Raw genomic sequence first — 13067 nt, 5'->3', positions numbered from 1 at the left:
GCTATGCTCCCCGTTTTATAGATTGAAGCTGCGCCATTTCCTGTCCATTATAGGCGACCAGCCAGTTCCACACTAATACTGTCAGCAATCCTTCGCTAATCGCAAGCGGAACCTGTGTTACCGCAAAAATCCCAGCAAATTTTATAAAGGACGCTGCTATACCGCCGCTTGCCGCAGGAAAAGCCAGCGCAAGCTGAAGGGAGGTTACAACATATGTAGCCATATCAGCCAGAGCCGCCGCCAGAAAAATAGCCAGCCGCTGCCTGCCTGTAGGAATGATTGCTCGATACACCCCATATGCCACAAACGGACCTACGATTGCCATTGAAAAGGCATTCGCACCCAGTGTTGTTAATCCTCCATGTGCCAATAGTAACGCCTGAAACAACAATACAAGCGTGCCAAGCACCGTCATAACCAATGGCCCGAACAAAACAGCACCCAATCCGGTTCCTGTCGGGTGTGAGCTGCTTCCTGTCACCGATGGAATCTTAAGGGCGGACAGCACGAACGTGAATGCACCGGCCAGCCCCAGCAGCAATTTTGTTTCCGGTTTTTCCTTTGTCAGCTTCGTCAATGAACGAAGGCCTAGCAGGAAAAAAGGCAGGAACACAATCCACCAAAAAACGGCCCACTTCACCGGCAGGAATCCCTCCATAATATGCATCGCGTAGGCGGTCTGCGGTTCATTCCATACGAAATACAAAGCGAACAGCAAAATCACGCCAATTCCCGAAAGCATGCGCTTCTTCTTCATCCTTCTCCCCCATCTTTCTATATTGATTTGCAAACAGGAAAGCCTCGCCGACGTTGCCGTTTGGCACACGCCTTGCGAATTTTTCAAATGATACGATTGGAAGAAACGATATATCACTTTATAGCTATACAGCGGCATATCGTTTCTTGCCCAATTAAAAAAGCATCTCTTCCCACGGAAAAGATGCTCAGGTAGACAAAAGTGCACAATGGTTAATGTATATAGCCTGTATATGCCCCTTCGAACACCTACCCATCCGCGTGGTCTGACAGTGTTGCTCTTCACGGCAGGTCTCCTGGCTTAGAGTAAGCAAACCTTGTCCACCCTTCCCATTTCACAGGCGAAACAGTGGGTATAGCACTGGCAAAGTTCCTCTCATTACAGTGGCGGGACCGCGTCGGACTTGCACCGACTTCCCTATTATGCCTTCCAGTTCAACATACTGCAAAATGTCGAAAATTCAGGCACCGCAAAGCTTAATTATGCAATTGAAATTGAGCCAATCATAACATGAAATACAAAATAATGCTATACCGCAAGGGTATTTTTCAGAAAGCGCTTCCCAATATAGCCACGACTTGCATTTCCTTATAATAGACTATATACATACTCCATCTGTAGTAATAAAAATCTATGTTCTAAATTCCTTCCCATCTCGCTTACTTGGTAAAACAGTATTATAATTACATATAGAAAAATTCTGTAGGGAGAGCAGATACCTGACATGATTAAAATACTTATCGCAGATGACCAAACACTCATGCGTGAAGGTCTAAGAACGATACTTGATCTTGAAGATGATATGCACGTTGTCGGGACGGCCGGGAATGGTCAGGAAACATATGAAATGGTGCATGAGCTTATGCCTGATATTGTATTGATGGATATTAAAATGCCTGTTATGGATGGCATCGAAAGCACCAAGAAAATTAAGAAAAAATTCCCGCAAACAATTGTCCTTATTCTAACTACATTTGCTGAAGATGAATACATTATAGAAGGACTGGCGAATGGAGCTAGCGGCTTCTTACTAAAGGATATGCAGGGAGATAAGCTCATTGCTACCATCCGTGATGCCGCTCGTGGTCAGATGATGCTTCCGGCAGTTATCGCCGCAAAGCTTGCAGCCCGGCTTTCCCACTTCTCCTCCCAGGCGCAAAGCGCCATTCATACGGAACGATTAAAGGAACAGGGAATTGAACTATCAGAACGTGAAAAGGAAATTGCTAGCCTGATGCTGCTGGGCATGAGCAATCGCCAAATTGCCAAGTCCCTGTTCATCAGCGAAGGAACCGTTAAAAATTACATCAGCGTTATATACACTAAAATTGGAACAAATGAACGATCTAAGGCCATTCTCTATCTAAAAGAACTGGGGATAGAAAATGTACAATAATTGTACGATCCATCCCAGATAAAGGAGTCAATTCTGTATGAGAGCATGGGCTTTTCCTCTCCTTGCGTTGCTTACCTTGCTCCTTTCCGGCTGTACGATTCGTTCCATTTCCTTCCCCGCTGCCATAAATGGCCACATTGATGCTACAGATTGGAACTTCCCGGCAAACGGACCCATTGAGCTAAATGGAGAGTGGAACTTTCGCTGGAAACAATTTAGCAACAGCAATGAAAGCTATTCTTCGCCTGCTACAGACCAGACAAGCACCATCATGGTTCCTTCCATATGGAACGGCAAAAAGGTGAATGGCGTAACTCTTTCGGGGAAAAGATACGCAACGTATACAGTGACCGTCCATTTTAACCCGACAGAGAAAAATAAGCTAAAGGCTCTTTATATTCCTACAATATTTACCGCCTATCGCCTCTATATTAACGGAGAAGCAATCGCTTCTGCGGGAACTCCCGGGAAGAACTCACAAGAAATGATACCGCAAAGCTTACCTCAAGTCGTATATTTTTATCCAAGAAATAATAAGGCAACGCTTACTTTTCATGTATCCAACTTTATGCACAAAAAAGGCGGCATATGGAAAGTCATTCTCCTTGGAAACGACCACCAGATTACCGCCCTGCAGGAACGCAAATTAATTCTTGATACGGCACTTGCCTCCTGTTTATTCATCGCCGGAAGCTCTCATCTTCTTTTGTATGCATTACGCCGAAAGAGTACGTATCCCTTGTATTTTGGCCTTTTCTGCATCCTAATCGGTGCCCGTTCCGTTATTAGCGGCAGAGATTCTCTCTTAGCCAAACTTTGGCCTGATTTTAACTGGAATCTGGCTTTGCAGATAGAATACTTAGCATTTTATAATGCTCCCCTGGTTTTTGCTATGTTTCTTCACTCCATGTATCCGGCAGACGTACCCAGAAGCTTTGTTCGCGTGCTACAGATACTGGCACTGATTTTCAGCCTGATTACGCTGGTAACGCCTGCCCCCATCTATACAGAAGCAATTCAATTATATTATGTCATCATGCTTACTAGCATTGCCTACATGTTGTTTCTGCTTATCCGTATTTTTCTGCGGAAAAGAGAGTTTTCTTTTTTAAATGCATCAGTTGCTATATTTTTTCTGCTTACAAGCATCAATGATATTCTGTATTACAACCAAATCATTATGATAGGAAATCTGACACCACTTGGCCTGTTTCTGTTTGTATCTGTTCAGTCCTTTATCATCTCAGTCAAATTCTCCCGCACATTTACAGAAGCGGAGCAGATGTCAGATCAGTTGAAAGAATTGAATAATACACTAGAAGAGAAAGTAAGAGAACGAACCCAGAAGTTAGAATATTCTCTCAGGGAAATGGCGCAAGCCCGATTCGAAGTATCTGCACTTGCCGAGCGAAACAGGATTGCCGGAGAGATTCATGATATTGTCGGACATACCCTCACAACAATTATCGTACAAATTGAGGCTGGAAAGCGTCTTGTCGACAAGAACCTACCGCTTGCACTTAACAAGCTGGATTTATCCCAGGAGCTTGTACGCAACGGATTAAACGAAATACGTCGGACCGTCCATATGATCAAAGAAGACACAATGAACTTCGACCTGACAACCGGGCTTAAAAAATTAATCCATATGACAGAAAAACATACAGGCATACGGATTGAATACGATATCCCTACTCTCCCCGAATTGAGCCTGGCTCAGAAAAAGCTGCTTTATCATGCGCTACAGGAAGGATTAACAAACGGTATCAGACATGGAAAGAGTACACAGTTTCATTTTGTATTACAGAAAAAAGATGCTTCCCTATCTTTTATTCTGCAAGATAACGGAACTGGATGCACAAACCTGTTACACGGCTTCGGATTACAAACAATGGAGGAACGCACACGGGAGATAAATGGAAGAATGGTCATCGCTACACAACCCGGGAAAGGCTGCCGACTTACCATCACCCTTCCGCTGGATACACAACAGGAATAAGACAGCATCATCCTGATGCATGATTACATTTTTTAATGCTGTATAGCATCGTGCATTTCCTTCCTTAGTACACATAGATTTTCTATCGGGCCAATTGGATCATCCCGCTAAATATATTATTTTATAATGCATAATCGCATCTAAATTAACACTATAAACCTTATGTTTTTCTATACACTCTATTTGGCATATTCGTTGCTAGGTTAAAAGACCTGATGAAGTAAAACTTTCATCAGCGAAGGCTTTCCTCTTTTCCCGCATCGCACACATGAAACATAAGGCCTACTGCCTATTGGTTTAAGATAAAAAGCAATAAAGGGGTCCGGTATGAAAAATTGGATAAAACTTAGCGTCAAAAGGCGATTACACATAGCATTTCTCGTTCTGTTATTAATCCCAAGCTTGTCTATTGGTATTACTTCCTACTATACGGCTAAACAAAGGGTTCAGGAGCAGGTACTTGAAAAAGCGAAGGGCGATATCACACTCCTCAACCAACTTGTCACTAAGCTAATCGAACCGCAGCTTCAAAATGTAGAACTGCTGTCAGAAAACATTCATGAAAGCATGTATCAAAGCAGGACCAGTCCACAGGTAATGGATATTATCCATCAATTCCAGCGAATCCATCCAGAGATCAGCTCAGCCTATGTAGGTACTGAAGCCGGTTTTCTCATTATGGACGGCTCCGAAAAACTTCCAGCCGACTATGATACGCGAAAACGTCCATGGTATCAGCAAGGATGGCAAGCAAATGGAAAGACCGTCCTTACCGCTCCATATCTCGATATGGTCACGGGAGAGATCGTTGTTGGCATTGTTAAGAAAACGAAGGACGGGTCCGGGGTCGTAGGAGTTGATCTTAATCTGAAAAAGCTTAATGAAATGGCGCAATCGATGAAAACCGGTACAAAGGGCTATGTATTTATTGTAGATCAAACGAAAAAAATCCTTGCCCATCCTGCTTTTAAGAAGGGAGCGGACGCGCCAGAATCCATCGTTACCCCATTGTTCAATCAACGCTCCGGCAATTTTGATACGACTGAAAGCGAGGAACAGTACAAAACCTTCTTCGTTACAAATGAACAAACAGGTTGGAAAATCGGCGGGACCATTAATATATCCGAGCTAAAAGCTCAAGCATCCCCCATCTTTTATACAACAATTACAGTCATCATCGCCGCACTGATACTAGGGGGAGTCATGGTATATACGGTTATCTCTTCCATCACACGCCCGCTTCACAAGCTAATGCATGCATCGGAAGCGATTAGTCAGGGTAATCTTACCGAGCGTATTCCTATTGAATCGAATGATGAATTTGCCCGTTTGGCAACCCGCTTCAATCAGATGAGCGACTCACTGCAAAGCGTTCTGCATCATATTATGGATAAGGCCGAGCATCTGGCTGCCTCTTCAGAAGAACTAATGCAGGGAGCCAAGGAAACAAGTCATGCGGTAGAACATGTATCCGTTTCCGTTCAAGAAATCGCTGCAGACTCCGAGAAACAGGCCAGGAGTATAGAAGAGACATCCACAACCATCGCAGAAATGTCAGAAACCATGCGAAAAATTGCCCAGAGCGCACAACAAACGTCCGTCTCTGTCGCCCATACTTCTACGATCACTTCCCAGGGCAATGAAGCTGTTTCTCAGGCTGTACAACAGATAGACTGTATCAGTGAAAAAATAACCAGCCTATTCGACACAGTAATAGCATTGAATGAACGTTCTAAGCAGATTGAGAATTTCGTCGAAGTCATTACAGATATCGCTGAACAGACCAACCTGCTCTCATTGAATGCAGCGATTGAAGCAGCACGGGCCGGCGAGCATGGAAAAGGGTTTGCAGTCGTCGCAGACGAAGTCCGAAAGCTGGCGGAACAATCTTCCCGGTCTGCCGGAAACATTGCAACACTCATCCAAACCATTCAGCATGAAATGAAAAAGGCGGTTATCTCTATGGAAGAAGGCGTAGCTGAAGTTGAAAAGGGAATTCAGGCAGTCAATCTGGCTGGCTCTTCTTTTCATTCTATTCATGATTCTATCGGGGAGGTCGCCGGACAGGTTCATGAAGTTTCCGCTTCTGTTCAGGAAATGTCCGCAGGTGCAGAGTCGATATCCCACTCGATCCGCCTTGTGACGGAAATCGCCGAGAACACGGCTACAGGCATGCAAGGCACATCTGCCACAACCGAAGAGCAGCTTGCAGCCATGGAGGAAATTTCCGCTTCAGCAAAATCACTCGCACATATGGCGGAAGAACTGGAAGAGATAATTAAAAAGTTCACATTATAGCAAACAAAAAGGCTGCCAATGCATCGGCAGCCTTTTTTTGTAAAAATATTTTATTTGTACTATCTTGATATAGGTAATAAAATCCACTATATTATTATAATGTAGTAAAAAATAACCTTATATGACACTTAAAAATACTAATCAAGAGGAATCAATCACCATTTACATGCCTATATACCTATTAACCAGCTCTGTACTTTATATCTAACGTATGAAACGGCAATACTGCTATCATCCTTGTCTTTATTCGTCGTCCGTGAACTTTCTCTCCGTTTTGATATATATCTGCATTTACCATGAACCCAGTCTTCTGTACATTCCATTGATTAGAAACCGCACAATTATGTTGTGTAAGAGCCAAGGAGGGAAAGTATCATGCGACACTATTTTTTATTTCTTGTCGCTCTTTTCATTTTTATTGGATTACCGTTGCCAAACCAGACCAAAGCCGAAATATTGCATATGATGAACACACAAGACCGTTCTTTCAATATAACGGATTTCGGTGCAAAAGCGAATGATAATACAGATGATTCGCAGGCGGTTATTGATGCGATCCGGGCAGCAGATAACGCAGGTGGCGGAACTGTATATATTCCTGCCGGTACGTATCATATAACAACTGTAAATGCCGTGGTATCTCATCCTATTTCCATCGTTGGAGAACAGGGAGCTATACTTGACGGAAGACGATCCACCCAGCAAGCGATACTGAATATCGGGGGGGCAAAGGGGGACTCTGCACCGCTTCTCGCCGATACTGCGAAAGGAAACAATACGGTAATAACAAATCTTCCGGTCGTACCTGGAGATATCTTGCTTATTCGCTCCAAAGAGTTATTTAATTCGGCACGCAACTATTATTATCGCGGAGAAATGGCGGAGGTCGCTTCTGTATCCGGCAATACCATTACATTAAAAAACGCACTATTCGATACGTATCATTCGACTTCTACCATACTGTACAAGCCCAACATGCCAAATATAGGAGTTTCAAATCTTACCATCTTACGTGATTCGAATCACGCCGGTCTTACGATAAATTACGCAAGGGATGTACGTCTGGCTCATGTAGAGGTATCAGGCGCCCGGGAACGCGGAATTGGCTTATCTTATGTATACGGCGGAAAAATTGAAAACAACGAGGCAAGCGATTGCTGGTATGAGGGAAGCGGGACGAGTTATGGACTTAGCATCGCCTCCTCACAGCATCTCACTGTTAAAAACAACTGGATACATGGAGGGAGACATGGAATCTCTCTCGGGGGCCAGGAGCCTGTGCGTGATATTTTGCTTACACAAAACGTAATCGACAACTACGAGGATTCCCGGGTAGGTGCCTTTAATACTCATGAGAATGTAGAATACATCACGATTTCCAAGAATCAAATCCTGAATGGAGTCTCCGTGGCCGGCGACCACCTTACGTTCGATGGAAATACGATCATATCAAGGGTAGACTATCCGGGGATTAGCATCAAACAAAATCGGTATAGTGACAAACTCATTATTCGTAACAACAAGATTACAGCACCTAACTACGGTATTCTACTTGAAACATATCTTCCTTCTCTTGAGCTACGGGATATGGTCGTAGAAGGAAACACCATTCGTTCCAAGTCAGCAGGAATCGGTATAAAACCACGAACGGAAACAGCAACAGGAACAAAAATCAAAAACATAACCATCAAAAACAATCATATCGTCTCCACAACAGATAGCGCGATTTCCATTCGGAATTACAGGCAAACACCCATTACAGTCGAAAATGTAAAGATTGAAGGCGGCACATACAATTCCATCAATAATAAAGGCATCTTCGCCCAAATCCCCCCTGCTGCCGGAAACTTTACTGTATCGAATGCCACCATCGGTACAGAGAAAGAAGGCGAGTATGGAATGCTACTAATCAACTTTAACCGAATCGCCATCGACCGTTCCAGCCTTCAAGGGCCGGCAAAGCGAGGATACGCAAATTACTTCCAGTACGCAAATAATGTCGCCATTACGAATAGCAGACTTAGCGGATGGAAATACAAAAACGGTGTTAAAATGCTTAATGTTTCCAACATACAGTTGGGCAATAATACGTACACGAACACCCCATCATAACGACAGCTATCTCATACAAACGTTGGCATCGCTATAACAAATGTGATGCCTTCTCCTATTTTACTTTGCACCTAAACACTCTTGTTCTATCATCATTTTTCAATATAACCTTTTCTATAAAACATTTTATATTATAATCGTCTATAGTATAAGTCACTAGAAACTATAGGAGGATGTAACACGTATGCGCAAAATATCCATTCATGCTTTACTGCTTACAGCAGCGCTTGTTTTATTTGCCGGCTGTAGCAATGAAAAAACCAATTCGCCTGAGAATACATCAGGTTCTTCCAACCCTCCTGCAGCTTCACCTGCTCCATCGGACAGCTCCGGCAACGCGGATAAAAAGGACGGCGCTGCCCAAGCGATTACCGATCCGCACAGTATTGCTGTAATGGTAAACAAGCAATTCTCATTGCCTGAAAACTATGAGCCTACTGATTTAGTTGATCCAAATGTACGGTTTACTTTTAAAGAAAAAATCGAAAAACGCAAGATGCGAAAAGAAGCGGCGGAAGCACTGGAAAAGATGTTCGCTGGAGCGGAAAAGGACGGGGTGTACCTCGCCGGTGTTTCCGCATATCGCTCCCATAAAACACAAACAGCTGTGTTCAACCGCTATGTCAAAAAAGATGGCGAAGAAAAGGCAAAAACATACAGCGCCGTTCCAGGTCATAGCGAGCATGAAACCGGACTTGCCATCGATGTTTCGGGAAGCGACGGAAAATGTGCAGCAACAGACTGTTTTGCCGGTACGAAGGAAGCGGAATGGCTAGCCAAACATGCCCCCGAATACGGATTCATCATCCGCTACCCGGAAGGAAAGGAAGCTATCACTGGGTACAAATATGAGCCATGGCACATTCGCTATGTAGGAATTGACATCGCCAAAAACATTGCCGAAAGAAACATTACGCTCGAAGAATACTTCAACGCAGTTCCTGTGTCCAAATAGTCCGAATCTGATACTTTCATGCGTATGAAAAGCCTGACATGTGTCCTTTTTAATGGTAGGTACATTGTCAGGCTTTTTTGCAATGCAAGCTCTTCAGATTTTCGAGTGGCTTAATCCGTATTTGTCATAAGTCTTTCTATAAGCTCTTTCATTGCTTTACTCGTCTGATCCAGCTGTTCTATAATTTCCATGAAATTAACGACCAGTTGGGCTTGTTCCTGTGAAGAAGCGCTAATTTGTGTCATACCGTCTTTCAGACTTCTCATCGTCACAGCAATCTCTGAAAGCGAGCCCTCGATCCGATTGGTCGCTTCCGCCGATTCATTCGATAGCTTGCGAACCTCCTGGGCAACCACATTGAATCCGGCTCCGAATTGACCGGCCCTTGCTGCTTCAATCGAAGCGTTCAATCCTAACAAATTCGTTTGCTTTGAGATTTTTCTGATAAACTGTAGCACATCATTCGTTTTCGAAGAGTTTTCAAACGCTATCTGTGAATGGCCTGCAATCTCCTCGCTTGTTGCTGAAAGCTCTTGTGCATGCGCCGCTACAACCTGTATGCTATCCTGTAATTTCCCGGTAATTTCCTGCATGTCAGTCATGAATTTTTCCAGCAGTATATAATTTTCCAAAGTGTACCCAAAGGCAAGAGCCCCTATTACTTTTCCTGATTCATCTCTAATCGGCAGCGACGTTGCGATAATCGGAACCCCGTATACTTCTTCAGGAATCCTGACGTTTGAAACCTTCCCGGCTAAAGCCCCATGAATATTTACATCTTCCGGTGGAATAAGATCGCCGGGCTTTAAACCGAAATCTACTTTTTCGGACGGTATGTAAGCAAGGAACTTCTCCCTGTCTACTACGCCTATCATTGCATCCTCTTTTATTGCCTGCTTTATATAGGGAGCGGCTACTACAAGAGCTTCTAATACGGATACTGACACGATCATCACCTTATTTCTGAAGTATGTACGCACGCCAAATAGCGTAGTATGAGTTGATTATATGGTATCGTCCAGATGAATGAAAAGACTGCTTACATATCCTTTATGCTTTTGTTATTGTCTTCCTACAAATCACCGAACCATAAAGCACAACATTTATCTTCCTATTCTGTATAATAAACACCTACCTACTGGAGCTATGATATACTTAAAAGGATAAGTTCCAGATCACGCTAATGAGGTGAAAAATATGAAAGCGGCTGTATGGTACGGAGTAAAAGAGGTTCAAGTTCAATCCATTGAGGAACCAAAGGTAAAACCCGGTACAGTAAAAATTAAAGTTAAATGGTGCGGGATTTGCGGCACTGATCTCCATGAGTATTTAGCCGGACCTATTTTCATTCCAGGGGACACTCCCCATCCGTTAACTAACGAAAAGGCTCCCGTCGTCCTTGGACACGAGTTCTCCGGAGAGGTTGTCGAGATTGGACAAGGTGTATCCAATGTAAAAGTCGGAGATCGGGTTGTAGTTGAACCGATTCTCGCCTGCGGAGAGTGCGCCGAATGCAGAACGGGAAAATATAATTTGTGCGAGTTTCTCGGATTCCACGGCTTGGCCGGTGGTGGCGGCGGTTTTTCGGAATACACGGTAGTAAAAGAAAATATGGTGCATAAAATTCCTGACGAGATGAGCTTTGAACAGGGTGCGCTTGTGGAACCGGCAGCTGTCGCCGTTCATGCCGTACGGCAAAGCAAATTAAAGGTCGGAGATGTGGTGGCAGTCTTCGGAGCCGGGCCTATCGGCCTCTTAACCATCCAAGCTGCAAAGGCGGCGGGTGCAAGTCAAATCATCGCTATCGAGCTTTCGGAGGAAAGAAAGAAGTTCGCCCAAAAGGTCGGGGCTGATATCATTTTGGACCCTAGCCAAGTAGATGTTGTGTCAGAAATTAAACAGCTTACCAACGGTGGCGTAGATGTAAGCTTTGAAGTTGCCGGAATCGAAATTGTACTGAATCAGGCAATTGAAAGTACAAAAGCGGATGGACAGATTGTTATCGTGAGTGTTTGGGAGAAAACAGCAACAATTCCTCCAAACAGTCTCGTATTAAAAGAACGGGATGTGAAAGGCATTATCGCCTACCGTGACATCTTCCCTGCCGTTATTCAACTTATTGCGAATGGAAGCATTAAAGCAGAAGAATTGATTACAAAAAAAATCGATCTGACAGATATTGTGGAAGAAGGGTTCACCTCTTTAGTTAAGGAAAAAAATCACGTCAAAATCCTTGTTAAACCGGGTATATAATCGAAATAAGCCTGATACTCATCTGCTGTTCCTATGATGCTGTGTCAGGCTTTCTTTATTTCTTGGTGCGGTACCTTACAATTTTGTTAGTTATGGTATACGGTTTGTAAGATAGTTCAATGGTTCATATACGCCCTCCTCCCTATAATTTGTTTGGGGACACACATCAAACCATTGAAAGGAAGGGCAAAAATGAAATCACAACCCATTACCAGAAAAGAACGGATTGTTTCGCTTGATATCATCCGTGGCATTGCTCTGTTTGGCATATTGCTCATCAATGTCCCGGCATTCATCATTATGATGGAGAATTCTCCTCAACCGGATATGAGCGGAATAAACGGAATCATACATGTACTGATTGAAACTTTAATTGAGAAAAAATTCTTCTCAATTTTTTCCTTTTTATTCGGCGTCGGATTCTATATCTTCGTATCGCGTGCCGAGGAACGGGGTGACCGTTATTACCTGAGATACGTACGACGCTTGTTAGCCCTGCTGCTGTTCGGCATCATTAATGCTTTGTTTATCTTTTGGGGCGATATTCTGCACGTATATGCACTTTTTGGCTTCATATTGATTCCCTTTTATAAACTAAAGCCGAAAACCATTTTATTGTCTACCGGCCTTATCGCTTTGGCTCATTGGGTGGCACGGATTGTATGCATGACATTATTTTCAGCTACAGCCAAACCATATGCGTGGCTTGATTTTATGGCCTCTGATTCCCTTACTATTATTATCATGTTCCTGCTTGGATTGTATGCAGCCAAATCCGGCATCATCCGGAATGTATCTCAGTATCTGCGCGCTTTTAAAATCACACGGGGCATCACGTTTGTTTTATTTATTGCTTTTTCCGGGGTTATTTTGTGGATAGCAGCAAAACCTGAAACGGATACAACTATATTTTACAAAAAATCATTCATTAGCTTGGGCACAATCCCGATGACACTGTTTTATTTATCCACTCTCTTCACTTTGCTTGAAAATAAAGCCTTACAAAACATCTTGCGTCCAATTGGACATGTCGGACAAATGGCTTTCACAAACTATATCGGTCAAGCCTTGTTAGGGAAAGTAATCATCAGTTTCATGGCACTGGAAGTCATCTCCCCACTGCCTGCACTAATTATCTCGGTAGTCATTTACGCAATCGAAGTAGTAATTAGCACCATATGGTTACGGAATTACAAGCAAGGTCCACTGGAATGGCTCTGGCGCCGTATGACGTATGGAAAACCAACCGTATAAAACAAATAAAAATAACACCGGGCTCTCTTACCCGGTGTTATTC

Annotated in this window: 9 protein-coding genes and 1 riboswitch; of the genes, 7 read left to right on the top strand and 2 right to left on the bottom strand. The window is 43.5% G+C overall.

The annotated features are described in order from the left end of the window. Position 1: 1 nt before the first annotated feature. Positions 2–757: an energy-coupling factor ABC transporter permease gene (locus HMPREF0083_RS03500; protein WP_021619651.1), complete on the bottom strand. Its 756-nt coding sequence runs from the start codon at positions 755–757 to the stop codon at positions 2–4. Positions 758–1025: 268 nt separating this feature from the next. After that, positions 1026–1244: riboswitch (cobalamin riboswitch) on the bottom strand. A 237-nt stretch (positions 1245–1481) separates the two neighbouring features. On the opposite strand from HMPREF0083_RS03500, the gene HMPREF0083_RS03495 reads away from it, so the two are divergent. From HMPREF0083_RS03495 to HMPREF0083_RS03475, 5 genes are all read left to right on the top strand, one after another. Beyond that, on the top strand, positions 1482–2153 hold the full coding sequence (locus HMPREF0083_RS03495; protein ID WP_021619650.1) for a response regulator transcription factor: 672 nt from the start codon (positions 1482–1484) through the stop codon (positions 2151–2153). A 37-nt stretch (positions 2154–2190) separates the two neighbouring features. Continuing rightward, positions 2191–4152 (top strand): sensor histidine kinase, encoded by a 1962-nt coding sequence (locus HMPREF0083_RS03490; RefSeq protein ID WP_021619649.1) that lies wholly within the window; start codon positions 2191–2193, stop codon positions 4150–4152. 327 nt (positions 4153–4479) lie between these two features. Then, positions 4480–6450, top strand: coding sequence for a methyl-accepting chemotaxis protein (locus HMPREF0083_RS03485; protein ID WP_021619648.1), 1971 nt, complete (start codon positions 4480–4482; stop codon positions 6448–6450). A gap of 375 nt (positions 6451–6825) precedes the next feature. Continuing rightward, a complete protein-coding gene (locus HMPREF0083_RS03480; RefSeq protein WP_021619647.1) occupies positions 6826–8562 on the top strand; it encodes a right-handed parallel beta-helix repeat-containing protein in 1737 nt (578 codons plus the stop codon). A gap of 184 nt (positions 8563–8746) precedes the next feature. Beyond that, positions 8747–9517 carry a M15 family metallopeptidase gene (locus tag HMPREF0083_RS03475; RefSeq protein WP_021619646.1) on the top strand — a complete coding sequence of 257 codons (771 nt, stop codon included), beginning with the start codon at positions 8747–8749 and terminating at the stop codon, positions 9515–9517. Positions 9518–9627: 110 nt separating this feature from the next. Here HMPREF0083_RS03475 and HMPREF0083_RS29680 read toward each other — a convergent pair whose 3' ends face one another. Further along, a complete protein-coding gene (locus tag HMPREF0083_RS29680; RefSeq protein ID WP_277355688.1) occupies positions 9628–10464 on the bottom strand; it encodes a methyl-accepting chemotaxis protein in 837 nt (278 codons plus the stop codon). Positions 10465–10714: 250 nt separating this feature from the next. Here HMPREF0083_RS29680 and HMPREF0083_RS03465 point away from each other — a divergent pair, with 250 nt between their 5' ends. Together HMPREF0083_RS03465 and HMPREF0083_RS03460 are read left to right on the top strand one after the other, a co-directional pair. Further along, on the top strand, positions 10715–11770 hold the full coding sequence (locus HMPREF0083_RS03465; protein ID WP_021619644.1) for a 2,3-butanediol dehydrogenase: 1056 nt from the start codon (positions 10715–10717) through the stop codon (positions 11768–11770). A 192-nt stretch (positions 11771–11962) separates the two neighbouring features. Continuing rightward, on the top strand, positions 11963–13024 hold the full coding sequence (locus HMPREF0083_RS03460; protein WP_021619643.1) for a DUF418 domain-containing protein: 1062 nt from the start codon (positions 11963–11965) through the stop codon (positions 13022–13024). Positions 13025–13067: the final 43 nt, after the last annotated feature.

Source organism: Aneurinibacillus aneurinilyticus ATCC 12856, from assembly GCF_000466385.1.
Classification (GTDB): Bacteria; Bacillota; Bacilli; order Aneurinibacillales; family Aneurinibacillaceae; genus Aneurinibacillus; species Aneurinibacillus aneurinilyticus.
Note: the sequence above shows the minus strand (reverse complement) of the source record. Positions and strands in the feature narration are given on the sequence as shown.

What these genes read in the sequence shown, in the direction of transcription:
- HMPREF0083_RS03500 (WP_021619651.1), bottom strand. Translation starts at nt 757, where the DNA reads ATGAAGAAGAAGCGCATGCTTTCGGGAATTGGCGTGATTTTGCTGTTC.
- HMPREF0083_RS03495 (WP_021619650.1), top strand. Translation starts at nt 1,482, where the DNA reads ATGATTAAAATACTTATCGCAGATGACCAAACACTCATGCGTGAAGGT.
- HMPREF0083_RS03490 (WP_021619649.1), top strand. Translation starts at nt 2,191, where the DNA reads ATGAGAGCATGGGCTTTTCCTCTCCTTGCGTTGCTTACCTTGCTCCTT.
- HMPREF0083_RS03485 (WP_021619648.1), top strand. Translation starts at nt 4,480, where the DNA reads ATGAAAAATTGGATAAAACTTAGCGTCAAAAGGCGATTACACATAGCA.
- HMPREF0083_RS03480 (WP_021619647.1), top strand. Translation starts at nt 6,826, where the DNA reads ATGCGACACTATTTTTTATTTCTTGTCGCTCTTTTCATTTTTATTGGA.
- HMPREF0083_RS03475 (WP_021619646.1), top strand. Translation starts at nt 8,747, where the DNA reads ATGCGCAAAATATCCATTCATGCTTTACTGCTTACAGCAGCGCTTGTT.
- HMPREF0083_RS03465 (WP_021619644.1), top strand. Translation starts at nt 10,715, where the DNA reads ATGAAAGCGGCTGTATGGTACGGAGTAAAAGAGGTTCAAGTTCAATCC.
- HMPREF0083_RS03460 (WP_021619643.1), top strand. Translation starts at nt 11,963, where the DNA reads ATGAAATCACAACCCATTACCAGAAAAGAACGGATTGTTTCGCTTGAT.